Below are 21930 nucleotides of genomic sequence, written 5' to 3'. Positions count from 1 at the left end.
CGGCGGGAAACGCCTTTCGACCCGGTCGAACCGTCCGCGAAGGGCGTTCGGACCGAGACGGGCACCACGACTAAGTCCGGCGTGGTCGTTCGGTAGAGTGCTGGATGGCCCCCGAGCTGGCACTCGTCGCCACTGCGGTCGCGCTGCCGTTCGTCGCTTCCGGAGCCACGCCGCTGGTCTACCGGCTCGTCGGAGCCCGGACCGGCTACTTCGGCGCGGCGGTCGCGATCGCGTGTTTCGCGCTCGCTGGGTCGCAACTCGGCCGCCGCGGGGCGGTCGGCGTGCCGTGGGTCCCCTCGATGGACGTCTCGTTGCGGTTCTACGTCGACGGCTGGGCGGTGCTGTTCGCACTGCTCGCGAGCGCCATCGGGGCGCTCGTGTTCGTCTACTCCGCGAGCTACATGGCCGACGAGCACACCCTCGCGCGGTACTACGCGACCCTGCTCGCCTTTATGGGTTCGATCCTCGGGGTCGCGTTCGCGGCCGACCTGCTCGCGGTCTTCCTGTTCTGGGAGCTGACGAGCCTCTGTTCGTTCGTGCTGATCGGCCACCACACCGACGAGGCCGACTCGCGGTACGCCGCCCGGATGGCGATGATCGTGACCGTCGGCGGCGGGCTCTTCTTGCTCGTCGGGATCGCGTTCCTGTCGATCGCGGCGACCGAGGCGCTTGGCGCCCGGTCGTTCGACCTCGCGGCGATGCTCGCGAACGCCGACGCGATGGAGTCGTCGCTCCGGGAACTGGGACTGTTCGTCCCCACCCTCGCGGTCGTCGCCGTCGCCGCCGGCGCCAAATCCGCCCAGGTACCGCTTCACTTCTGGCTCCCGAACGCGATGGCGGCGCCGACGCCGGTCTCGGCGTTCCTCCACTCGGCGACCATGGTGAAGGTCGGCGTCTACTTCGTCGGCCGGCTCCGGCCGCTACTCGGCGGCGACGAGTGGATGGTCCTGTTCGCGACGGTCGGGCTCGCGACGATGACCGCGGGCGCGGCGCTCGCGGTCGTGGCGACCGACATCAAGGAACTGCTCGCCTACTCGACCGCGAGCCACCTCGGGCTGATGGTGGCCGGGTTCGGGTTCCAGTCGGTCTACGGCGCGGAGGCCGGGGCCTTCCACCTTTTCAACCACGCGCTGTTCAAGGCGGCGCTGTTCCTCGTGGCCGGGATCGTGGCCCACGAGGTCGGCACCCGTCGGCTGGCCGGACTGAGCGGGCTCTGGCGGGACCTGCCGGTGACCGCCGCGGTCGCGGGCGTGACCGGACTCAGCATGGCCGGCATCCCGCCGTTCAGCGGCTTCTACTCGAAGGAGCTCCTCTTCGAGGCCGCCTACGAGGCGGCCCACGCCGCGGGCGGGCTCGCGTGGCTCTACCCCGCGGTCGCGGTGTTCGCGAGCGTGCTCACGGTGCTGTACTCGCTTCGCTTGCTCGCCATCTTCGTCGGCGAGCGACCCGGCGCGGTCGCGTCGGTCCATCGGCCGTCGGCCGCGCTGGTGGCGCCGCCGGCCGTGCTCGGGGTCGCGACCGCGGTCGTCAGCGTCGCGCCCCAGCTCGCGGTCGACGCCGTCGTCGAGGCGGCGATCGGCGCGACCGCCGCCGAGAGCCCCGACGTCCACGTCGGCCTCCCGACCCACCTCACTCCGCCGGTCGCCATGTCGGCGGTCACGATCGTCGCCGGCGCGGCCGCCTACCCCGTTCTCGGCCGGCTCCAGCGGGCGATCGGCGCGGTCGTCGGGGCGACGCCGATCGCGCGGCCCAACTGGTGGTACGACCGACTGCTGTCTGGGACCGAGGCCGCCGGCCCGCGGGTGGCCCGCACCGTCCACAACGGACTGCTCCGGACGTACGTCGTGTGGGTCCTCGCGGCCGCGAGCGCGCTCGCGCTGGCGGGCTACGCCGCGACGACGGGGCTGGTCCCCGCGGTCGAGGGAGTCCGGGTCACGCCCGGGATCACGCTCGTGTTGCTCGTGGCGGTCGTCGCCGCGGTCGCGGTGGTCTCGGCGCCCTCCCACGTCGTCGGGGTGCTCGCGCTATCGATACTCGGGTTCATGGTCGCGATCTTCTACATCCTCGCGAGCGCGCCCGACCTCGCGCTGACCCAGCTCGTCGTCGAGACGCTCGTGTTGCTCATCTTCTTGCTCGTGCTCGAACAGCTACCCGCCTTCTACGCCGACACCGACCGGCTGGTCGCCGCCCGCGACGCCGTCCTGTCGGTCGTCGTCGGGGCGACCGCGTTCCTGACAGTGATGCTCGCGAGCCCCGACATCGGGGCCGAGCCGACGGCGATCGCCCGGTTCTACGCCACCGAGGCGGTCCCGGCGGGCGGCGGGACCAACGTCGTCAACGTGATCCTCGTCGACTTCCGGGGGTTCGACACGCTCGGGGAACTGTTCGTGGTCTCGATCGCGGCGATGTCGGTCGTCGTGCTGATCGCGATGCGAAACCGGGGTGAGACGCGGTGACGACGGTGATCATGAAGACGACCGCCCGGATCGTGGTGCCGATCATCCTCGTGCTCGCGATCTCGCTGCTGTTGCAGGGCCACAACCTCCCCGGCGGCGGGTTCATCGCGGGGGTGTTGACCACGGTCGCGTTCGCGCTGGTGTACGTCGCCTACGGGCTCGATTACCTCGACGCCGGCGTGCTCGGTCGGGACGTCGAGCCGGGCCGCGGGATCTTCGAGCACCGGTCGGTGACCGCGTTCCGCCGGACGTTCATCCTGGGGCTGGCGATCGCGGTCGCGAGCGGGCTCGGGGCGCTCGCGTTCGACGAGCCGTTCCTCTCCCAGACGTTCGTGATCGTCGAGTCGATCCCGATCTACCACGAGATCGAGGTCGCGAGCGCGCTCGCGTTCGACCTCGGGGTCTACTGCGTCGTCGTGGGCGTGCTCCTGACGATCCTCTCGGTGGTGGGAGCCGAATGATCGCTACCGCCGACCCCGTCGACGGAGGTGTGGGACCGTGAGCGTCGCGCTCGCGTTCGTCGTCGGCGGGCTGTTCGGGCTCGGGACCTTCCTGTTGCTCCGCCGGGACCTCGTCCGGGTGGTGTGGGGCGTCGCGGTGGTCTCGCAGGCCGCCAACGTCTATCTGATCTCGATGGGCGGGGTCGCCCCGGGCACCCACGACTCGGTGCCGGTGCTGGCGGGCCACGGCGAGCCGGTGCCCGAGACCACCGACCCGCTGGTTCAGGCGCTGGTCCTGACCGCGATCGTCATCAGCTTCGGCACGACCGCGTTCGCGCTCGCGCTGACCTACCGGGCCTACGAGGAAAACGAGACGATGGACGTCCAGGAGTGGCAGTGAGATGACCGACCAGCTCGTCGCCGCGCCGATGCTCGTCGTGTTGACGACGATCGTGGCCCTGCTCGGGCTCCGCCGGTGGCCCCGGGTCCAGCGGTCCGCGAGCGTCGGCGGCGGTTTCGCGTACGCGCTCGCGGTCGGCGCGGTCGCGTGGAGCGTCGTCCTCGCGCCCGACGCGCCCGGCGCGGCGGCCTATCAGGTCGGCGGGTGGGTCGCGCCGTTCGGCGTCACGCTGGTGGTCGACGCCCTGTCGGCGTTCATGCTCGCGATCGCGGCGGCCGTCGGGCTCTCGGCCGCGGTCTTCTCGGTGCTGTACGTCGACCGCGCGAACCAGCGCGTGTTCTACCACGTCCTGTTTCACTGCCTGTTGCTCGGCGTTACCGGGGCGTTTCTCACCGGCGACCTGTTCAATCTCTTCGTCTGGTTCGAGGTGATGTTGCTGGCGAGCTACGTGTTCGTCGCGTTCTACGGCGGGCCCGAACACACCGCGGCGGGGTTCCGGTATCTCGTGCTCAACGTCGTCGGGAGCGCGCTGTTGTTGCTCTCGGTCGGCGGGCTGTACGCGGTCACCGGCACGCTCAACATGGCCGACGTGTCGCGGCGGATGGCCGCCCCGGGCGCCTACGGCGTCGATCCCGCGCCCGCGGTCGGGCTGGCGGCGCTCGCGCTGGTGACGTTCGGACTCAAGGCCGGACTGGTGCCGTTCCAGTTCTGGGTCCCCGGGGCATACCGGTCGGCGCCGCTACCGGTGACCGCGATGCTCGCCGGCGTGACGAAGAAAGTCGGGATGTACGCGATCGTCAGGGTCTACTTCACCGTGTTCGGCGGGGCGACCGTCGGGCCCTCGATCGCGGGCGTCGCCGGCTCGTCGCCGCTGTCGTTTCTCGCGCCGGTGTTGCTGGCGATGGGCATCGCCAGCATCCTCGTCGGCGGGGTCGGCGCCGTCGTCCGGGACACGATCGAGGAGACCCTCGCGTACTCGAGCGTCGCCCAGATCGGGTTCGTCGCGGTCCCGGTCGGGCTCGCGGCCGCCGCGCCGCCGGGGTCGCTCCGCAGGCTCGGGCTCGCGGCCGCGCTGGTGTACGCGCTCCACCACGCGCTTGCCAAGCCGCTGCTCTTTCTCGCGACCGCCGCGATCCGGAGCGCCACCGGCACCAACCGGCTGGCCGACCTCGGCGGGCTCGGCGGGCGCGCGCCGGTCCTGTCGGCGTGTTTCTTCCTCGCGAGCCTCTCGCTCGTCGGAATCCCGCCGCTGACGGGCTTTTTCGGGAAGTTCCTCGTGTTCGACGCCGCGGCTCGGCGGTTCGCGACCGCGCCGGGCCCGCTCGGGGCGATCGTCCTGATCGCCTTACTCGCCGGCGCCGTGCTCACCATCCTCTACACGACGCGGATCTGGACCGCGAGCTTCTGGGGCGAGCGGACCCCCGCGGTCGAGGACGCCGGCGTCGACCCGCGCCAGACCGCGGTGCTCGCGGCGCTCGCGCTCGCGATCGTCGGGGTCGGGATCTGGTTCGATCCGGTCTTCGAGTTCGCGGGCGCGGCCGCCGACGCGGCGCTCGACCGCGAGGGGTACGTCGACCTCGTCGCGCCGACGGGAGGTGAGGACGCGTGATCCGTCGCTGGCTGGTCGCCGGGGTGGCGTTCGGGGTGCTGTGGCTGTTCGTGCGCGGCGTCGAACTCACCGTCGACGCCGTCGTCGGCGAGTTCCTGATCGGGATCGCCGTCGGCCTGCCGGTCGCGTACCTGTTCCGCCGGCTCTACTCCGAGGGGATCGACCTCCGGGCGGCCGTCCAGTCGGTCCCGTACGCGGTCCTGTACGCCATCGTGTTCGTCCGGGAGATCGTCGTCGCCAACTTCGACGTCGCCTACCGGGTGCTCGCGCCCGGGGACCAGATCGAACCGCAGGTGATCTTCGTGCCCCTGCGGGTCGAGACCGACCTCGGCGTGACGACGATCGCAAACAGCATCACCATCACGCCCGGCACGCTCACGCTGGACCACGATCAGGAGGAGAACGCGCTGTACGTCCACGTCATCGACGGCCGAGACGTGGGAGCCATCGTCGACCCGATCCGGACGTGGGAGGACTACGCGCTGGTGATATTCGACGAGGAGCGGTCGCCGGCCGACCCCGCGCCGGCGGTGTCGGTCCACCCGGAGGACCGGAACCCGCCCCGGCCCGCAGACCACCCCGAGGTGCCCGACGAAGGAGGTGGCGACGGTGGCCGCTGAAGCCGGCCTGTTGAACGCGGCCGCCGACGTCGGGCTGGTGGTCGTGAGCGGGCTCTGTGTCCTCTGTAGCTACCGTGCGATCCGCGGCCCGACCGTCCCCGATCGGGTGGTCGCGCTGGACACCATCGCGACGAACGTCGTCGCCATCGCGGTGCTGTTCGCGCTCAAGACCGGCCGGGGGCTGTTCGTGACCGTCAGCCTCGTGTTGGCGATCATCGGCTTCCTCTCGACGGTCATCGTGGCGAAGTTCGTCACCGAAGGCGACATCATCGAGCGACGCGAGTAATCATGCTCCGAAACCACAGCAGATCGGCGAGTTCACACCGCCGCGATCGAGCGACTCCGGACGCACCGCTCCCGACCGCCACCGAGATTCCGGACCCGCGGGGTCCGGGAGGCGCGTGAGGATGGTCGCGGTACGCGCCGCGATCGCGGTCGGGCTCGTCGCCGTCGGCTGTTTCTTCCTCGCGGTGGGGACGCTGGGACTGCTCCGGCTCCCGAACGTCTACAACCGGATGCACGCCACCAGCAAGCCGACGACGCTCGGGACCGCCTCGATCTTCCTCGCGGGGTTCGTCCGGTTCGGTCCCGGCGGCGCCGGACTCACCTCGCTGGTCGGGATCGCCTTCCTGTTCCTGACGGTGCCGACCGGCGCTCACATGATCTCGCGGTCGGCCCAGCGCACCGGCGTCCCCTTCCTCGGGAACGTGACGTGGCCGGGCAAGTCCGACGACGAGTAGCGATCGAGCCCACCGGCCGTCCCGACAGTACGATTACGGGGTTCCAGAGAGAAAGAGACGCTCATGGCCGGAGAACCGACGACCGACGACTCGATCGCGTCGGCGCCGACCGCCGACCGCCACCGCCAGTCGCTCGCGGACATCCGCGAGACCTACGCCGAGAACGCCGCCACGATGGCGCGGCTGGGATGGCTCGACCGACTGATCACGGGGCGCTACCGGCGCTCTGCCTTCCGGACCGCCGAGGGCCGCGTGCTTGACGTCGCCTGTGGCACCGCGACGAACTACCGCGCCCTCCCGGACGGGACCGAGTACGTCGGGATCGACCTCAGCCCGGAGATGCTCGACGCGGCGGCCGACCGCCACCCCGAACTGGAGCGCGGAGAGACGCTGTTCGAGATGGACGCCCAGTCGCTCGCGTTCCCCGACGACAGCTTCGAGACGGTCGTCTCCTCGCTGTCGACCTGTACGTTCCCCGACCCGCTCGCGGCGCTGGCGGAGATGAGCCGAGTGTGTGCGCCGGACGGACAGGTCCTGTTGCTCGAACACGGCCGAAGCGACGTCGGGGCGATCGCGCGGTTTCAGGACTGGCGGGCCGACGCCCACTTCGAGAAGCACAACTGCCGGTGGAATCAGGAACCGCTCGACCTCGTCTCGGGGTCCGAACTCGCGGTCCGAGAGTACGCGACGTGGGCGTTCGGGATCCTCACCGGCATCCGAGCCGAGCCCGGCGAGTAGCCCCGTCGGAGCCGACCCTTCCATGGTAGGTACAACGCTAATGTGGGTTCTCCGGTGACCCACCGTATGCACGAGACCGAGATCAAGGTCGCCGACGCCGACGCCGACTTCGAGGCGGGGGACGAAGCCCTCCTCGCGCTCGGTCGCGACGCAGGACTCCTCGAGTTCGAGGAGCTTTCGGGGCAGGGCGACGACGGGGTCGTCCAGATGCGAGTCGAGTCGCGGTGCGACGAGCGGCGCCTCTCGTCGCTGGAGTACGTCGATCAGTGGACTCACGTCGCCGACCGGGAGGGCTCGCACCTGTACGTCGTCTCCGTGAGCGCACCGCCATCCCCAGAACGGCGACGCGATCCGAGCGAGGGCCGCGTCGGACCCGAGAGCGGTGTCGCCGGGCGGCTCGGCGACGACGGGGACGCCGGAGCCGCCCCGAAACTCCGGGCGGCCGGCGAGTCGGACGGTCGGGGTCGTCCGCTCTACTGCCTGACCAACCGACAGCGCGAGGTCGTCGAGACGGCGTGGGAGATGGGCTACTACGAGGTCCCCCGCGAGGTGCCGGCGAGCGCGGTCGCCGCCGAACTGGGTCTGGACGGCTCGACGGTCAGCGAGCACCTCCAGCGGGCCGAGCGAAACCTCCTCTCGGAACTCCTGTCGGACTGAGCCTCGACCCCGGGTCGGACTCGGGGGCTACCGCCGGAGTCGGGCGAGGGTCTCGCCGTCGGACTCGACGGCCTCGACAAGCCCGTCGTCTTCGAGGTCCGCGATCAGCCCTCGGAGCCACTCGCGGCCGTACTCGGCGTCCGAATCGCCGTTCTCGTCGGCCGAGCCGTCGTCCCCGCCCGGGACGTAGTCGACCCGGACGCGGGGCCCGAGCTTCGACAGCGGCAGTTCCTCGTACTCTTTCAGCGCCGAGATCACGCGCCCGCGCATCTGGCGGCGCGACCCCTCGAAGCTCGGCTGGGTGGGAACGTCGGGCGCGGTGAAGTCGCCGGTCTCGTAGGCGTGACACCACTCGCGCCACGGACAGCCCGCCGCGTCGCAGTTCGGTGACTTCTCGCAGGCGACGCCGCCCAGTTCCATGATCGCGTTGTTCCAGACCCGGGACTCGCCGGCGGGCATGAGCGCGCCGGCGGCGGCCTCGAAGGCCGCGTCGTCGTCTGGCACGTCGAACGCCCGATGGAGGACCCGCTTGACGTTGGTGTCGACCACGGCGTCGCCGTTGTCGAACGCGAACGACGCGACCGCGTTGGCGGTGTACGGGCCGACGCCCATCAGGTCCTGAAGGCCCTCGGGCGTCGTCGGGAACTCGCCGTCGTATTCGTCGACCACCTGACCCGCGGCCTCGTGGAGGTACTTCGCGCGGTTGTTGTACCCGAGGCTGTGGTCGGTCCAGAACCCGACCACGTCGGCCCGGTCGGCCGCCGCGAGGTCGGCCGGCGTCGGCCACCGGTCGAGAAACGCCGCCCACGCCTCGACGACTCGGCCGAGCTGGGTCTGCTGGCTCATGACTTCCGAGACCAGAATCTCGTAGGGGTCGTCGGTCTCGCGCCACGGGAACGACCGGTGGTCGGCCTCGTACCACGAGACGAGGGCGTCCCGGACCGCCCCGCGGTCGTCGGGTAGCGACCAGTCGGACTGGGCGTCGCTCATTGGCCCCCGATAGGAACGAGTCGACTAAAGGCGCGGCGGTTCGGAGCCGGGCGGAGCGTTACTGGCGCGCCCGGTCTCGGACCGTCCGGGCCGCCTCCGAGAGCTCGCCCGAGCCGTACGTGTCGATGCCAAGCGCCTCGTTGGCCGGACACCGCTGGGTCAGTCCGGTGGCGGTGAGCACCCCGCCGACGCCCAACGCCGCGAGCGCGACCGCGGGTCTGAGTCGGAGGCTCCCGAGCGCCGATCCGACCGCGGCGACCACGAGGAGCGGCCCGAGGGTGATCCGGACGCCCTGATCGAGTCCGCCGACGTTTCGCTTCATGTGTCTCGGACTGAGCGACGACGCCGGATCACTTGAAGCTACCGCGAAAACCGACCCCGGGAACGCGAGGCCACCTACCCGCCGTACTTGAGCGCCGACCACGCCGCGAACACCGCGACCCCGCCGAGGGTCGTGCTCAGGACCGCCTGCGTCCGGAGCCGGTCGAGCAGCGAGTGGGCGTGGTCGTCGACCTGCGCGACCTCGTAGACCTCGCCGCCGAGTTCGCACTCGGGCAGGAAGTCCATCGCGACGTGGAGGAACACGCCCGCCGCGAAGCCGAAGACCACGCCGTTCACCGGGCCGCTACTCGGCAGAGTCAGGAGCGCGGCCGGAATCGCGGTGATGCCGACCCCCGCCGCGGGGAGCAACAGCATCGAGACGTGCTTGTCCGCCCGCCGGAGCCGGTTTGCGGCGGCGTAGCCCGCCGGCCCCTTGTGCGAGACGATGGCGAGTCCGAGCAGGAGACCGGGATCGGGCATGTTGCCGTAGACGAGCCCGATGATCGCCCCGGCGGCAAGCGAGTGGGCGGTGAGCTCGGCCGCGGTGCGGTCGAACGGCAGGTCGACGTGGGTCACCCGGTGGCCGAGGGTGTGGGCGCCGAACCCGACCAGCACGCCGAGCGCAATGCCGAACCCGCCGAACTTGGCGTGGTGGGAGATCGCGTCGGGGACGATGAACACCGCCGCGCTCGTGATCATCGCGCCGCTCGCCAGCCCGTACCCCCAGACCAGCCGCCCCGCGTCGGTCGAGGCCGCGGCGCGCTCGCCGAGCAGTCCGGCCCCCGCCATCGCGACGAACGCCACCCACGCGATGACGACGACCTTCCCGGCGCCGCCCCGGATCGCGAGCGGCGTCAGCGCGACGAGCGCGAGCAGTCCCAGAACGCCGAGTCGAGAGAATCGCATTGTTGTTAACCAGACCTGAGAAGTTAATAAGGCCGTCGGTCGCGGCCCGGTCGACCGGCGCCGAGGAGTTCGCGGCGACGGGCGGCTCACGCCGTCGCTTTCTTGTACTCGCGGAGCCCCACGATCTCGCCGTCGAGGTCCTCGGCCGGCGCGTCGGTCGCGGCCCAGTGGACGAGGCCGGCCGCATCGGCGGGATCACGGCCCGTGCCGCCGGTGAGGTCCGTCGCGACCTGCCCCGGATCGACGATCCCGACCGTCCGGTCGAGTTCGGCCGCGAACCCGCGCGCGATCGCCTCGGCGCCGGCCTTCGAGACGGCGTAAGCCCCGTAGCCCGGCTTGGCCTCCCGAGCGACGCGTCCGGACGGCACCAGCACCCGCGCGTCCGGCGCGAGATGGGGTATCGCCTCTCGGATCGCGGTGAACACCCCGCGCGCGTTCGTCCGGAGCGTGTCGTCGAAGGCGGCGTACGACTCCCGGTCGAGGGGCGTCTCGCCCGGGCGCCCGTGATAGACGCCCGCGCACGCGACCACCACGTCGATGCCGCGCTCGCTCCCCCGGGCGGCGGTCTCCATCAGTCGCTCCACGTCGTACTCGTCGCGCACGTCGGCCCGGAGCGCCTCGGCGTCGCCGCCCGCCGCCTCGACGTCCGCGACCAGTTCGTCGAGCCCGTCGCTTTCGCGGGCGCAGACGACCACTCGCGCGCCCTCCTCGGCGAACCGTCGGGCGACCGCCTCGCCGATGCCACGACTCGCGCCGGTCACGACCGCAGTCTGTCCGTCCATACCGTCTCGGAAGGGCTCGGGCCCCAAACCGGTTTCCGTCCCGGGGTGGGTGGCCCGGCGTCAGCCGCGATCACTCGAAGACCGGGCTGTCGTCTTCCATCGCCTCGATGTCGGCGGCGATCTCCCGGACCTCTTCGGGAAACAGCGCGACCTGCACCTCGTTGCCCTCCTCGTCCTCGCAGACGATCTTGACGCGCTTGTCGCCGAACTCCCGTGCCTCGGCCGACTCGACGTCGAACAGCTTCGCGCTCGCGGTCTTGTTCGAGGGGCCGACGTTCTGGATGGCGCCGTCCTTGAGTTCGACCATGAAGTCCTCGACGATGAGATTGAGCATGCGCCCGGAGTTCGCGGGCCGCGGCCTTATAGATGGGCGGACGGACCGACGCCGCCCGCGCTCACGCCACCGGCAGGCAGAGTTCGAATCCGAGTTCGACCGCGCGCAGACAGATCTCGTCGCCCCGCACGACGAGCAGTTCCTCGAACGCCGCGATCCCCCGGAAGGCGTAGCCGAACACCAGCGCCGCCGGGATCGCGCCCGCGAGCACCGCCCGGAGCGTCGAGGTGGCGTGGACGGTCCGGAGTCCGATCACGAACAGCACCGAGCCGTATATCGCGCAGGCGGCCCTGAGCGTGGGGCTCGGGACGCCGGCGAGCACGCAAGGGGCGGTCGCGTACCCGATGACCTGCACCGTCTCGCTGATTCCGCCCCGATCGGGGACCGCCGCGATGAGCAACAGCGTCTGGAGCGCCGCGGTGAGGTGGAGGGCGGCGGGCGCGACGAACAGGACCGCCAACAGCAGGCCGAGCAGTGCCGAGAGGCCGGGCTGACCGCCGATGACCGGCGCCGCGCCCGGGACCAGCGCGAACCGGGTCGCCTCCTCGACGAGCACGACCGTCATCGCAAACACCAGTCCCGGCGCCTGATCGCCGGGGGCCACGCCGCGCTCGAAGAACCGGGTGGGTGCACGCAGTACCTCGATCCACGCGCGAGCGATCGCGGCCGGCCCGCGGTCGCGCCCGCCCGTGGGGTTCTCGACCCATTGGGTCACAGTCGAACTACTCGGTTCGAAGGGTATGACAGTTGCGACATCGCGCCTCGTAGGACTCCTCGGCGCCGACCATGATGGTCGGGTCCTCGACGTGGGCGGGTTCGCCGTCGATGAGCCGCTGGTTTCGGGTCGCGGGCTCGCCACAGACCGCACAGATGGCCTGATACTTGTCGACGTACTCAGCGAGCGCGATGAGCCGCGGCACCGGCTCGAACGGCTCGCCCCGGAACGTCTGGTCGGTGCCCGAGACGATCACTCTGCGGTCGTCGGCCGCAAGCGCCTCGCAGACCTCGACCAACTCCTCGGAGAAGAAGTTCGCCTCGTCGATCGCGACCACCTGCTCGCCGTTGAGGCTCTCGGCGATCTCCCAGACGCCCGCCTCGGCGTCGACCACGGTCGCGTCCCACTGGCGACCGTTGTGCGAGCCCACGGTGGCGTCACCGTAGCGGTCGTCGAGAGCCGGCTTGAACACCGCGACCTCTTGGCCGGCGATCTCGGCCCGGCGGAGCCGGCGGAGCAGTTCCTCGGTCTTCCCGGAGAACATGCACCCAGTGACGACCTCGACCCACCCGCTGTTCGTTATCTTGTGCACGTCGAGAGTGCGCTCAAGCCTGCCTCAAAACTGTTGTCGATTCGGCCGCGTCGCCGGCGATATCGGGGACGGCCCGACCCGCCCCGGCGTCGGCGCGCGGTCACAGGGAGTGGTTACCCACTTACGGACCGTCGCAGGCGGCGTATACTGAAGCCCCGCGGCGTCGAGCGGGCACGTATGCGGGCGGACGTCTGCTCGGACTGCGGCCGATCGCTCGACGGGTCGGTCGACCGCTACTTCAGCGTGCCCGCGGACGCCGACGGCGAGCGAGCGTCGAGCGACGCCGGCGCCGTCTACTGTCGGGACTGCGGGTTCGTCCGGCTCAACTCGGACGCCTCGCTGCCCGCCGGCGCCCTGCGAGTCCACGCCCCGACCGGCCCGCGGCGGTAAGCGACGGGCGCGTCGGGCCGGGCGGTGTCGAGGGCGGGAACCGCGTCGCACGACCGTCTCGGGCGCGAACGCCGGCGTCGCCGAGCGACCGCTTTATTCTGAAAGACTGCTGGGTGAGAACATGCCGAATCACTATATGCGGATGTATTGTCTGTGGTGCTGGGGAAATGACAACGAATCGGGGGAGAGTTTTCGCAGTCGTGTTCGCAGTGCTGTTGGCGGTGTCGATGGGGGCGCTGGGGGTACAGGGGTCGGTCGTGAGCCAGAGCGACGCCGACGGGGCCGGACCGGCGGCGGTCCAGACGTCGGCGGACGGGCTGAACCTGACCGCGTCGGGGTCGAACGTGATCGTGCCCGATCACAACGTCACGACCACGTTCACGCTCGCGAACGACGGCGACGAGCCGGCCGCGAGTCCGGCGATCGAACTGGTCAGCGTGCCGGGCGAGTGGGAGGTCGTCGACCAGTCGGCCGGGGAGAACGTCACCTACAGCGAGTCCGAGCGGGCGTGGATCTCGACCGAGTCGCTCGCGCCCGGCGAGTCGATGACCGTCGAGGCGACGTTCCGGCTCGCGGCCGACGAGGCGCCGACCGAGTACTACGTCTCGGCGCGGGCCAGCGACGCCGGGGGCGGGTCCGACACAACGGTCGTGACGTTCCCGGTCGATCGGGCCGAGGCGAACCTGACACTCGAGACCGGCGTCGCCGACACCGTCGCGCAGGGCGAGAACGTCACGATGGACGTGACCCTGCGAAACGACGGCGAGGCCGACAGCACGGCGCCCGCCGTCGGCGTCGTGGTACCAGCCGGCTGGGCGATCGTCGACCAGTCGTCGGGGGAGAACGTCAACTTCAGCGAGGGCAACGCCGAGTGGCTCTCGACCGAACCGCTCGCGCCCGGCGAGTCGACGACCGTCTCGGCGGTGGTACGTCCGGCAGACGACGTGAAGCCGGGCGAGTACTACGTCTCGGTGCGAGGGTACGACGCCGACGGCGAGTCGGCCGTGAGCGCGGCGGCGATAACCGTCACCGAGGCGGCCGACGAGACGGCGACCGAGACGACCGCGAGCGAGGAGACGACGGCCGCCGTCTCCGAGGAGACCACTGCGGCCGAGACGACGACCGACGCGCAAGCTGAGGGCGAAGCGACCGAGACGACAGAAGCCGAAACGACCGCGGCCGAAGCGGCGGCCCAGCCCCAAACCATCACCGAGACCGTCGACGCGACGTTCCTCGTCGACGGCGAGGCGGTGGCGAACGTGACGCTGGAGGTCGCCGACTCGCCCGACGAGCGGGCGACTGGCCTGATGCACCGCGAGTCGTTGCCGGAGGACCGCGGGATGGTGTTCGTCTACGGCGAGGCCGACGAGCGGTCGTTCTGGATGAAGAACACGCTGATCCCGCTCGACATGGTGTTCGTCGACGCGAACGGCACCGTCCGCAACGTCGAGCACGCCGACCCGCCGGCGCCCGAGGCGTCCGACGACGAGCTCGCGACCTACGCCAGCGACGGCCCGGCGAAGTACGTCATCGAGATGGAACAGGGGTTCGCTAACGAGACCGGCATCGGGCCGGGCGCGCAAGTCGAGTTCGACGTCGAGGGGTCCCTGGAGCCGAACCAGACCGACTCGTGAACGCGGTCGGCGCCTCGGCGGGCCGACCCGCCGCGCGCTCGACCTCACTAAGACTTTATAGCTGGCAGAAGGGAACAATGGAGAATATTGATTATCGAATGTGTTGGGTTACCACTGGGAAGTCGAATGGTCGAAAACACTCGACGCGCGTTCCTGAAGACACTTAGTGCAACGGCGCTCGCCGTCGGCGGCGTGGGGAAAGTGGGGGCACAGCAATCCGGCGGTCAGGAGCAAGTAACTGCGACGAGCGGCGTCCTCGAACTCGAGGCCCACTCGTTGCTGTCGGACCCGCCGGGCGGGTTCTCGGAGGTAGACGTCCGGGCCGACGGCCAGTACACGGTCATGGGGAGCTATCTCGGCGAGGGCGGGTCGTTCCTCGCGGACCTGAGCGACCTGTCGAACCCGACCGAAGCCCACCGGCTCCCGTCGTCGGCCTCGACCCGGAACGCCGACGTGAAGTTCGACAGCCGCGACGGCCTGTACTACCGATCCCAAGAGCCAAACGACGACCAGGGGATGGGCGGCGTCGAGGTCGTCGACTACGGCCACGACGCCGGGTCGGTCTCGGAACCCGAGGTGGTCGGCCGGGTCGACCGCCCCTCGGGAGTTCACAACATGGACGCCCACTACAGCGAGCCGGTCCTCTATCTGGTCAACTCGCGAGTAGACGACATGGGCGACGCCGAGAACCCATCGGGGTCGGCACCGGGCATCACGGTGGTCGACACGAGCGACCCCGCCAATCCCGAACGGGTCACCACGGTCGAACCGCTGGGGTCGAACCACGACGTCGTGGTCGACGAGAACCGCGACATGCTCCACTCGGCGTTCATCGCCGGGGAGTTCGTGGGCTACGCCGTCCACGACATCAGCGATCCCCGGAGTCCAGAGCTGGTCGGCACCTTCGACTACAAGTACCGGCCGAACTACTCGGAGGTCGGCGAGGTCGGGTTCGAACTGTGTCACTACGCCCACCCCGACCCGGAGGAAGACCTCGTGATCGTCGGCGACGAGAAGGGGACCGGACTCCCCGGCGGCAAGCACGTACTCGACGTCGGGTGGCAGGACGGCTCGTTCGAGGACCCCGTCCACGTCGGGTTCGTCCACTCGCCGAACGCGAAGTCCCAGGACGGGGAGTTCGCGCTCTACGACTGGACGACCCACAACCACGAGGTCGTCTACAAGAACGGGACCCGACTGCTCGTCGACGGGGGCTACCACGAGGGAGCGGTCGTCTACGACCTCTCGGACCCGACCAACCCCGTGGCGGCCCACCAGTATCTCACCATCGACGGCGCCGAGGAAGCACAGGGCGCCGACTGGATCGGCGACCCCCCGATGGCGTGGGGCGCGAACTACAACGACGAGCGGGACTTCGTCGCGGTCAGCGACCTCGAAACCGGGCTGTACGTGTTCCGAGTCAGCGACGAGGAGTCGCCGGTCCGGACCGTCGAGGAGCAACTCGATCGCGACGGCGACGGCGAGCTGACCCAGGCCGACGTCCAGCGCGCGATCTCCTACTGGGAGGACGGCGAGACCGTACCCAACACGGGGGTCGCCGGCGATAACGTCGAAATGACCACCGACCGGCTCCAGCAGGTCCTCCGGTCGGCCCGACAGAGCCAGTAGCGGCTTTCGACCGGACGGGATCGACCCCGTCCGACCACAGTTTCGTCCCAATGTCAACGACAAACAGCACGTTCGCACTCGCGGTCGCCTGCCTGCTCGTCGGGAGCGCCGTCGCGCTCGGAGCCGGCATCGCGACCGCGCACGGCAACCACCTCAGTGCCGACGCCCAGCTTTCGAGCGACGGCACGGTGGTGGTCGAGAACCTCTTCTTCCAGAACGGCGGCTACCTCGCGGTCCGCGCCGACGACGGCGAGAGTCCGGGCCGGGTGCTCGGGTACGAGCGCCTCGGGGCGGGCTACCGGAGCGCGGTGTCGGTCACCGCCGACGCCGAGTACTGGGCCGAGCAGACGAACGCGACGACCGTCTGGGCGACGCTCCACCGCGACGACGGCGACGGCGAGTTCGAGCCCAACGGCGACGACGACCTCTTCCGGTCGTTCGGTAGCTTCGCCGGCACGCAGATCAGCGTCGGCAAGACCGACGACGGGCGGTCGTACGTCGTCGCCGCGAGCGCGTCGGGGGCCCGACAGGCGACCGACGGCCCGACCGTCGCGATCGAGAACGCGTCGCTGGCCGAGCCCGGCTACCTCGCGATCCACGCCGTCGAAGACGACTACTCGCCGGGAGACGTGGTCGGTCACGTCCGCCTGGAGCCGGGCGTCCACCAGAACGTGACCGTCGAGATCGACGAGTCGTTCTACGAGTCGCTCGACGAGCGCTACCGGCTGTACGCGATGATCCACGCCGACGACGGCGACGGCGAGTTCGACCCCGAGGCCGACGAGGCCGTGACCGTCGGCGACGCGACGGTCGGGTCGCTGTTCGACCTCCGGAAGGCGGGCGAGGACGGCGGCCTCGTCAACACCGCCGAGCCGACCGCGACGACGACCGAGGAGTCGCTCGTGAACACGCCGACCGAGAACCAGACCACACAGAGCTAATCCAATGACCGACGACACCGGCACAGACGACGGACCGATCGACCGACGGGCGACGATGAGGCGGCGCGCGTTTCTCGCTCTCGGGTCGGGGCTCGCCGCCGGGACGGCGCTCTCGGGCGCCGTCGGCGGCGCCTCGACGCGCGACCGACCGAACCGACAGGAGACCACGACCGGGAACGAGACCGCCGGTCCCCAGCGCACGACGGTCGAAGACCGGCCCGAGGGCGTCTACGTCCAGCCGTTCCTCGAATCGATGTCGATGCAGGGGACCGCGGAGGTCGGCGACTACGCGGTCGCGTTGCTGTACACCGTCCCGCACGTCTTCTGGACGGTGACCGGGAGCGACCGGTCCAGACAGCCGCTGTCCCCGGACGCCTCGGCCCACGTCATGGCGCAAGTGTGGGACCCCGAGACCGACACCGTCCTGCCCGAGGCGGGGCTGTCGATCGAGATCACCCGAGACGGCGAACTCGTCTCCGAGGAGGTCATCTACCCGATGCTCTCCCAGCGGATGGGCTTTCACTACGGCGGGAACTTCACGCTCGACGGCGACGGCACCTACGGCGTGCGCGTGAGCGTCGGCGGGCTCCAGATCCCTCGGACCGGCGCGTTCGAGGGCCGGTTCGGCGAGCCGGCGACCGCGGAGCTCGAACTGACATTCACCGAGGCGACCCGCTCGGAGATCCGGATTCGAGAGATCGATCAGGCGGGCGAGCGCGGCGCGCTCCGGCCAATGGAGATGGAGGCACTGCCGCTCGGTCGCGCGCCCGCGCCCGAGGAGCTTCCGGGATCGGTCGTCGGCACCGCCGAGAGCGGCGACGCCCGGTTCGCGGTGAGCCGGGTGCCCGCCGACGAGGCCGGCCGGTTCACCGACGGCGAGCCGTACCTCCTCGCGTCGGCCCGGACGCCGTACAACGATCTCGTGTTGCCGATGATGGGCGTCGAGGCCGCCGTCACCCGCGACGGCGAGACCGCGTTCGAGGGCCGACTCGAACGGACGCTCGACCCCGAGGCCGGCTACCACTACGGCGCGGCCGTCCCGGGGCTGGCGGCCGGCGATACCGTCGCGCTGTCGGTGTCGACGCCGCCGCAGGTCGCCCGCCATCAGGGGTACGAGACGGCGTTTCTCGACATGCCCGAGATGGAGCTGACGGTGTAGGAAACACTCTTGGGAGTTCGTCCCATACCTACGGGGCGATGACACCGAGTGCGAACCGGGGGCTGTCGCGCCGGGCGTTCGTCCGAACGGCCGTCGCGATCGGGGGAGCGCCCGCACTCGACGCTTGCATCGAACGCTGGGGAGCGCCCGACGCCGCACGACCGCCCGACGGCGGACAGTCGCTCCCCGAGCGACAGTTCGCGTGGGACGAGTCGGTCGCGACCGACGAGGCGGGCAACCACCTCGGGCCCCGCCACCGCGTGCTGTTGTACCTCGACTACGCCCGCGAGGGCGAGCCGACCGACGCCGACCGCGAGCGGACCGAGGCGGCGCTCGGGAGCCTCGAACGCGCCTACGAGTGGAGCAACGACGGCCTGCTTTTCACCGTGAGCTACTCGCCGGCGTACTTCGAGCGGTTCGGCGCCGACCTCCCCGAATCGGTCGAGTTGCCCGAACCCGAGGCGCTCTCGTCGTTCGAGGACCCGGCGCTCGACCGGCCGGACGCGGTCGTCCACCTCGCGAGCGACCACGGCGAGGCGGTGCTGGCGGCCGAGGAGGCGCTGATGGGCGACCGCGAGTCGCTCGGCGACGTCGAGATGCAGGCGTCGCTGGCCGACGCCTTCGAGCGGGTCGACCGCCGGACGGGGTTCATCGGCGACGGCCTGCCCGCCGAGAATCAGGACGTCGCCGGGATTCCCGACTCGGAGCCGGTCCCGGAGGACGCCCCGCTCTACATGGGGTTCAAGTCGGGGTTCCGAAAGAATCAGGCGAGCGAGGACCGGGTCGCGATCGAGTCCGGGCCGTTCGCCGACGGAACCACCCAGCAGATCTCCCAGATCCGGCTCCGGCTCGACGACTGGTACGGCGAGCAGGACCACGACGAACGGGTGGGCGAGATGTTCTGTCCGTTCCACGCCGAGGAGGGCCTCGTCGAGGAGACCGGCGAGGAACTCGGCGATTCGAGCCGGGTCGAGGAGTGTCCCGAGGATCTGGACGCGACCGCCCGCGAGCACGGCCGGATCGGCCACGCCCAGAAGAACGCGACGGTGCGAGAGGACGGCTCGCCGATCATCCTCCGGCGGGACTTCAACTCGACCGACGGCGACGAGGCCGGGGTCCACTTCCTGTCGCTCCAGCGGTCGATCGCCGACTTCGTGAAGACCCGGGAGGCGATGAACGGCACCGAGCAGACCCGCAACCTCGAGATCCGCCAGCGGGTGAACAACGGCATCCTCGAGTACACGTTCGTCAAGCGCCGGGGCAACTACCTCCTCCCGCCCCGGAGCCGGCGAGCGCTCCCGACGCCGCGGTCCGGGTAGGGACCCGGCCGGCGCGCGCCGACCGCGCCGCTTTTGTCCGCGAGCGCCCTGGGTCCTGTCGATGGAAGTCGCTATCCTCACCGTCGGCGACGAGGTGCTCGCGGGCGACACCGCGAACACGAACGCGACGTGGCTCGCGAGCCGGCTCACCGAGGGCGGCGCGACCGTCGCGCGCATCCTCACGGTGCCCGACGACCGCGAGCTCGTCGGCGACACCGTCGCCGAGTGGGCCCGGGCGTTCGACGCCGTGGTCGTCACCGGCGGGCTCGGTGGGACCCACGACGACGTGACCGCCGACGCGGTCGCCGACGCGTTCGACCGCGACCTCGTCGTCGACGACGCGGTCCGCGAAAACGTGGTCGCGACCGTCGCGGCCTACCGCGACGAGAACCCCGAGACGGTCGCGGCCCACGATCTCGACATCGACGTCGACGCGTGGGCCGCGCTCCCGGCGGGGAGCCGGCCGCTGATGAACCCCGAGGGGCTCTGTCCGGGCTGTGTGGTCGAGAACGTCTACGCGTTCCCGGGCGTCCCCGCCGAGATGGAGGCGCTGTTCGAAACAGTCGCCGGAGAGTTCAGCGGCGACGCGGTCTCGACCACGCTGTACACCCCACAGCCCGAGGCGTCGGTGGTCGAGGCGGTCGCGGGCGTCCGCGAGCGATTCGACGTGACGGTGGGGAGCTACCCCGCGACCGAGGAACAGAACCGGCTGAAGGTGACCGGAACCGACTCCGAAGCGGTCGCGGCGGCGGCCGCGTGGCTCCGCGATCGGGTCGAGGTCAGCGCCGAGGAGTAATCACGCGGGCGGCGTCGGGTCGCTACGCCTCGCGCTCGCCGACCTTCACGAGCTGTTTGCCGACGTTCTCGCCCTCGAACAGCCCGAGGAACGCGTCGGGGGCGTTCTGTAGCCCGTCGGTGACCGTCTCGCGGTAGGTCACCTCGCCGTCGGCGACCCACTCGGCGAGCTGTCGGGTCGCGGCTTCGAACCGGGGGGCGAAGTCCCCGACCAGAAAGCCCTCGACGCGGGCCCGGGTCTCGACGAGCGTGCCGAGCTTCCGGGGTCCCGTCGGTAGCTCCTCGGCGTTGTACAGCGAGATCTGGCCGCAGACCGCGACCCGGGCGTCGACGTTGAGCTTCGAGAAGACGGCGTCGGTGATCGGGCCGCCGACGTTGTCGAAGTAGCTGTCGACTCCGTCGGGCGCGGCCTCGTCGAGCGCCGCCCGGTAGTCGTCGGTCGCCTTGTAGTTGATGGCGGCGTCGAAGCCGAGGTCGTCTTCGAGGAACGCGACCTTCTCGTCGGAGCCGGCGAACCCGACCACGCGGGCGCCCGATCGCTTTGCGATCTGGCCCGCGACCGAGCCGACCGCGCCCGCCGCGCCCGTGACGACGAACGTGTCGCCGGCCTTCGGGTCGGCGACCTCGCGGGTGCCGAAGTAGGCGGTCCGGCCGGGCATCCCCAGCACGCCGAGCGCGGTCGAGATCGGCCCGAGACTCGGATCGACGGGCTGGAGTTGGGCGCCCGGCGCGGTGGCGTAGTCGGCCCACTCGAGGTTGCCGGTCACCACGTCGCCGGCCTCGAAGCCCGCGCCGTTGGACTCGACGACCTCGGCGACGACGCCCGCACGGAGGGGCTCGCCCACGTCCCACGGCTCGGCGTACGACTCGCCGGCGTCCATCCGACCGCGCATGTAGGGGTCGACCGAGAGGTACAGCGTCCGGACCAGCGCCTCGCCCGGCGCGGGGTCGGGGACGGCTTGCTCGACCAGTTCGAACGTCTCGCGGTCGGGCGTGCCGTCGGGGCGCTCGGCTAGCAGGTACTTCCGGTTGGTGTCGCTCATGGTTCGACCGTGGACGGCCGGCCGGAAGGGCACTGCGGTCCCGGCAGGTTCGGGGTCGACTCGGCGAGGGTTACTCGGTCGCCCCGACGTTCTCCTCGCTCTCCATCGTCGACGGGGTGGGTTCGATGTCGGCGTACCTGACCGTCTCCTCACCGAGTCGGACCACCCGAGCTTCGAGGTCCGGATCGGCGAACGAGCCGTCTCGGACCGCCGCGTGCGAGCGGGCCACCGCGGCCTGATACGGCAGGACCCACGCGTCGAGCGCCCGGCAGACCGACCGGAGGTGTTCGAGCGCGGTGATGGGAAACTGGCCGCCCGAGACTCCGAGCAGTCCCACGGTCTTGTCCCCGAACTCCTCGAACCCGCAGTAGTCGATCGCGGTCTTCAGCGTCGAGGAGTACGAGCCGTGGTACATCGGCGTCCCGAGGATCACGGCGTCGGCCGCCCGAACCTCGCTGGCGAGCGCGGCGGCGTCGCCCGCCGCCGCCGCGTCGACGTCGGGGTCGAACGCGGGCAGGTCGTACTCGCACAGGTCGAGAAGCGCGGGGTCGCCCCCGGCGGCCTCGACGCCGTCGAGCGCGCGCCCGAGGGCCACACGGGTGGTGCTCTCGTCGCGGAGACTGCCACAGAGTGCGGCGATTCGGGGTGAATCGGTCATACCCGTCGGTTCGCCCGCGATCCACTAATCGCTGGCCCCGGCGCGTCCCGCCTCCCGCCGAC

At 70.7% G+C, this 21930-nt stretch carries 25 protein-coding genes; 16 read left to right on the top strand and 9 right to left on the bottom strand.

From position 1 onward, the window contains the following. Positions 1-104: 104 nt before the first annotated feature. The 9 genes from mbhE (at position 105) to EPL04_RS14270 (ending at position 7660) form a co-directional block, all read left to right on the top strand. Positions 105-2456 (top strand): hydrogen gas-evolving membrane-bound hydrogenase subunit E, encoded by a 2352-nt coding sequence (mbhE, locus tag EPL04_RS14310; protein ID WP_134671877.1) that lies wholly within the window; start codon positions 105-107, stop codon positions 2454-2456. Further along, the gene (locus tag EPL04_RS14305) at positions 2453-2917 is read left to right on the top strand and encodes an MnhB domain-containing protein (RefSeq protein ID WP_134671876.1); all 465 of its coding nucleotides are present in this window, start codon (positions 2453-2455) and stop codon (positions 2915-2917) included. Before mbhE ends, EPL04_RS14305 begins: the two co-directional genes overlap by 4 nt. Before the next feature lie 37 nt (positions 2918-2954). Beyond that, positions 2955-3296 carry a sodium:proton antiporter gene (locus EPL04_RS14300; protein WP_134671875.1) on the top strand — a complete coding sequence of 114 codons (342 nt, stop codon included), beginning with the start codon at positions 2955-2957 and terminating at the stop codon, positions 3294-3296. A gap of 1 nt (position 3297) precedes the next feature. Beyond that, entirely contained in the window at positions 3298-4905 is a 1608-nt protein-coding gene (locus EPL04_RS14295) for a complex I subunit 5 family protein (RefSeq protein ID WP_134671874.1), read from the top strand. Next, entirely contained in the window at positions 4905-5525 is a 621-nt protein-coding gene (locus EPL04_RS14290) for a Na+/H+ antiporter subunit E (RefSeq protein ID WP_167599490.1), read from the top strand. Before EPL04_RS14295 ends, EPL04_RS14290 begins: the two co-directional genes overlap by 1 nt. Beyond that, entirely contained in the window at positions 5515-5811 is a 297-nt protein-coding gene (locus EPL04_RS14285) for a monovalent cation/H+ antiporter complex subunit F (protein WP_134671873.1), read from the top strand. Before EPL04_RS14290 ends, EPL04_RS14285 begins: the two co-directional genes overlap by 11 nt. Positions 5812-5932: 121 nt before the next feature. Next, complete coding sequence (gene mnhG, locus EPL04_RS14280; RefSeq protein ID WP_134671872.1) at positions 5933-6265, top strand: monovalent cation/H(+) antiporter subunit G; 333 nt, start codon at positions 5933-5935, stop codon at positions 6263-6265. Positions 6266-6328: 63 nt separating this feature from the next. Next, on the top strand, positions 6329-7003 hold the full coding sequence (locus EPL04_RS14275; protein ID WP_134671871.1) for a class I SAM-dependent methyltransferase: 675 nt from the start codon (positions 6329-6331) through the stop codon (positions 7001-7003). A 66-nt stretch (positions 7004-7069) separates the two neighbouring features. Beyond that, positions 7070-7660: a helix-turn-helix domain-containing protein gene (locus EPL04_RS14270; RefSeq protein ID WP_134671870.1), complete on the top strand. Its 591-nt coding sequence runs from the start codon at positions 7070-7072 to the stop codon at positions 7658-7660. A gap of 27 nt (positions 7661-7687) precedes the next feature. Here EPL04_RS14270 and EPL04_RS14265 read toward each other — a convergent pair whose 3' ends face one another. The 7 genes from EPL04_RS14265 to EPL04_RS14235 all read right to left on the bottom strand — a co-directional run bounded on the left by EPL04_RS14265 (position 7688) and on the right by EPL04_RS14235 (position 12300). Then, positions 7688-8650, bottom strand: a complete 963-nt coding sequence (locus tag EPL04_RS14265; RefSeq protein WP_134671869.1) for an A/G-specific adenine glycosylase — start codon at positions 8648-8650, stop codon at positions 7688-7690. 58 nt (positions 8651-8708) lie between these two features. Beyond that, on the bottom strand, positions 8709-8972 hold the full coding sequence (locus EPL04_RS14260; protein WP_134671868.1) for a YgaP family membrane protein: 264 nt from the start codon (positions 8970-8972) through the stop codon (positions 8709-8711). A 74-nt stretch (positions 8973-9046) separates the two neighbouring features. Next, on the bottom strand, positions 9047-9877 hold the full coding sequence (locus EPL04_RS14255) for a ZIP family metal transporter (protein ID WP_134671867.1): 831 nt from the start codon (positions 9875-9877) through the stop codon (positions 9047-9049). 86 nt (positions 9878-9963) lie between these two features. Continuing rightward, positions 9964-10659 carry an SDR family NAD(P)-dependent oxidoreductase gene (locus tag EPL04_RS14250; protein ID WP_134671866.1) on the bottom strand — a complete coding sequence of 232 codons (696 nt, stop codon included), beginning with the start codon at positions 10657-10659 and terminating at the stop codon, positions 9964-9966. Between the two features lie 70 nt (positions 10660-10729). After that, positions 10730-10993 carry a hypothetical protein gene (locus EPL04_RS14245; RefSeq protein ID WP_134671865.1) on the bottom strand — a complete coding sequence of 88 codons (264 nt, stop codon included), beginning with the start codon at positions 10991-10993 and terminating at the stop codon, positions 10730-10732. A 61-nt stretch (positions 10994-11054) separates the two neighbouring features. Beyond that, positions 11055-11708, bottom strand: coding sequence for a YIP1 family protein (locus tag EPL04_RS14240; RefSeq protein ID WP_134671864.1), 654 nt, complete (start codon positions 11706-11708; stop codon positions 11055-11057). A 7-nt stretch (positions 11709-11715) separates the two neighbouring features. Continuing rightward, the gene (locus EPL04_RS14235; protein ID WP_134671863.1) at positions 11716-12300 is read right to left on the bottom strand and encodes a thymidine kinase; all 585 of its coding nucleotides are present in this window, start codon (positions 12298-12300) and stop codon (positions 11716-11718) included. 177 nt (positions 12301-12477) lie between these two features. On the opposite strand from EPL04_RS14235, the gene EPL04_RS14230 reads away from it, so the two are divergent. The 7 genes from EPL04_RS14230 (at position 12478) to EPL04_RS14200 (ending at position 20168) form a co-directional block, all read left to right on the top strand. Beyond that, entirely contained in the window at positions 12478-12690 is a 213-nt protein-coding gene (locus EPL04_RS14230; RefSeq protein ID WP_134671862.1) for a hypothetical protein, read from the top strand. A gap of 167 nt (positions 12691-12857) precedes the next feature. Further along, positions 12858-14324 carry a DUF192 domain-containing protein gene (locus tag EPL04_RS14225; RefSeq protein ID WP_134671861.1) on the top strand — a complete coding sequence of 489 codons (1467 nt, stop codon included), beginning with the start codon at positions 12858-12860 and terminating at the stop codon, positions 14322-14324. Between the two features lie 126 nt (positions 14325-14450). Next, complete coding sequence (locus EPL04_RS14220) at positions 14451-15953, top strand: LVIVD repeat-containing protein (protein ID WP_134671860.1); 1503 nt, start codon at positions 14451-14453, stop codon at positions 15951-15953. A gap of 50 nt (positions 15954-16003) precedes the next feature. Further along, positions 16004-16894 carry a DUF7282 domain-containing protein gene (locus EPL04_RS14215; protein ID WP_134671859.1) on the top strand — a complete coding sequence of 297 codons (891 nt, stop codon included), beginning with the start codon at positions 16004-16006 and terminating at the stop codon, positions 16892-16894. A 4-nt stretch (positions 16895-16898) separates the two neighbouring features. Then, positions 16899-18053 carry a DUF7350 domain-containing protein gene (locus EPL04_RS14210; RefSeq protein WP_245154583.1) on the top strand — a complete coding sequence of 385 codons (1155 nt, stop codon included), beginning with the start codon at positions 16899-16901 and terminating at the stop codon, positions 18051-18053. A gap of 38 nt (positions 18054-18091) precedes the next feature. Next, positions 18092-19372 (top strand): DUF7405 family protein, encoded by a 1281-nt coding sequence (locus EPL04_RS14205; RefSeq protein WP_134671858.1) that lies wholly within the window; start codon positions 18092-18094, stop codon positions 19370-19372. Positions 19373-19433: 61 nt separating this feature from the next. Continuing rightward, on the top strand, positions 19434-20168 hold the full coding sequence (locus EPL04_RS14200; protein WP_134671857.1) for a competence/damage-inducible protein A: 735 nt from the start codon (positions 19434-19436) through the stop codon (positions 20166-20168). A 22-nt stretch (positions 20169-20190) separates the two neighbouring features. Here the strand turns inward: EPL04_RS14200 and EPL04_RS14195 are convergent, their stop codons facing one another. Both EPL04_RS14195 and EPL04_RS14190 read right to left on the bottom strand, forming a co-directional pair. Then, positions 20191-21210, bottom strand: a complete 1020-nt coding sequence (locus tag EPL04_RS14195; protein WP_134671856.1) for an NADP-dependent oxidoreductase — start codon at positions 21208-21210, stop codon at positions 20191-20193. Positions 21211-21280: 70 nt separating this feature from the next. Continuing rightward, positions 21281-21868 (bottom strand): NADPH-dependent FMN reductase, encoded by a 588-nt coding sequence (locus tag EPL04_RS14190; RefSeq protein ID WP_134671855.1) that lies wholly within the window; start codon positions 21866-21868, stop codon positions 21281-21283. Positions 21869-21930 lie beyond the last annotated feature (62 nt).

The sequence above is a fragment of the Halorussus marinus genome (assembly GCF_004521895.1).
In the GTDB taxonomy this organism is placed as follows: domain Archaea; phylum Halobacteriota; class Halobacteria; order Halobacteriales; family Haladaptataceae; genus Halorussus; species Halorussus marinus.
This window is presented reverse-complemented; position numbering and strand designations above follow the sequence as displayed.

Coding starts and splice junctions, on each gene's coding strand:
- mbhE (WP_134671877.1), top strand. CDS start 105: ATGGCCCCCGAGCTGGCACTCGTCGCCACTGCGGTCGCGCTGCCGTTC.
- EPL04_RS14295 (WP_134671874.1), top strand. CDS start 3,298: ATGACCGACCAGCTCGTCGCCGCGCCGATGCTCGTCGTGTTGACGACG.
- mnhG (WP_134671872.1), top strand. CDS start 5,933: ATGGTCGCGGTACGCGCCGCGATCGCGGTCGGGCTCGTCGCCGTCGGC.
- EPL04_RS14275 (WP_134671871.1), top strand. CDS start 6,329: ATGGCCGGAGAACCGACGACCGACGACTCGATCGCGTCGGCGCCGACC.
- EPL04_RS14270 (WP_134671870.1), top strand. CDS start 7,070: ATGCACGAGACCGAGATCAAGGTCGCCGACGCCGACGCCGACTTCGAG.
- EPL04_RS14265 (WP_134671869.1), bottom strand. CDS start 8,650: ATGAGCGACGCCCAGTCCGACTGGTCGCTACCCGACGACCGCGGGGCG.
- EPL04_RS14260 (WP_134671868.1), bottom strand. CDS start 8,972: ATGAAGCGAAACGTCGGCGGACTCGATCAGGGCGTCCGGATCACCCTC.
- EPL04_RS14255 (WP_134671867.1), bottom strand. CDS start 9,877: ATGCGATTCTCTCGACTCGGCGTTCTGGGACTGCTCGCGCTCGTCGCG.
- EPL04_RS14250 (WP_134671866.1), bottom strand. CDS start 10,659: ATGGACGGACAGACTGCGGTCGTGACCGGCGCGAGTCGTGGCATCGGC.
- EPL04_RS14245 (WP_134671865.1), bottom strand. CDS start 10,993: ATGCTCAATCTCATCGTCGAGGACTTCATGGTCGAACTCAAGGACGGC.
- EPL04_RS14230 (WP_134671862.1), top strand. CDS start 12,478: ATGCGGGCGGACGTCTGCTCGGACTGCGGCCGATCGCTCGACGGGTCG.
- EPL04_RS14225 (WP_134671861.1), top strand. CDS start 12,858: ATGACAACGAATCGGGGGAGAGTTTTCGCAGTCGTGTTCGCAGTGCTG.
- EPL04_RS14220 (WP_134671860.1), top strand. CDS start 14,451: ATGGTCGAAAACACTCGACGCGCGTTCCTGAAGACACTTAGTGCAACG.
- EPL04_RS14215 (WP_134671859.1), top strand. CDS start 16,004: ATGTCAACGACAAACAGCACGTTCGCACTCGCGGTCGCCTGCCTGCTC.
- EPL04_RS14210 (WP_245154583.1), top strand. CDS start 16,899: ATGACCGACGACACCGGCACAGACGACGGACCGATCGACCGACGGGCG.
- EPL04_RS14205 (WP_134671858.1), top strand. CDS start 18,092: ATGACACCGAGTGCGAACCGGGGGCTGTCGCGCCGGGCGTTCGTCCGA.
- EPL04_RS14200 (WP_134671857.1), top strand. CDS start 19,434: ATGGAAGTCGCTATCCTCACCGTCGGCGACGAGGTGCTCGCGGGCGAC.
- EPL04_RS14195 (WP_134671856.1), bottom strand. CDS start 21,210: ATGAGCGACACCAACCGGAAGTACCTGCTAGCCGAGCGCCCCGACGGC.
- EPL04_RS14190 (WP_134671855.1), bottom strand. CDS start 21,868: ATGACCGATTCACCCCGAATCGCCGCACTCTGTGGCAGTCTCCGCGAC.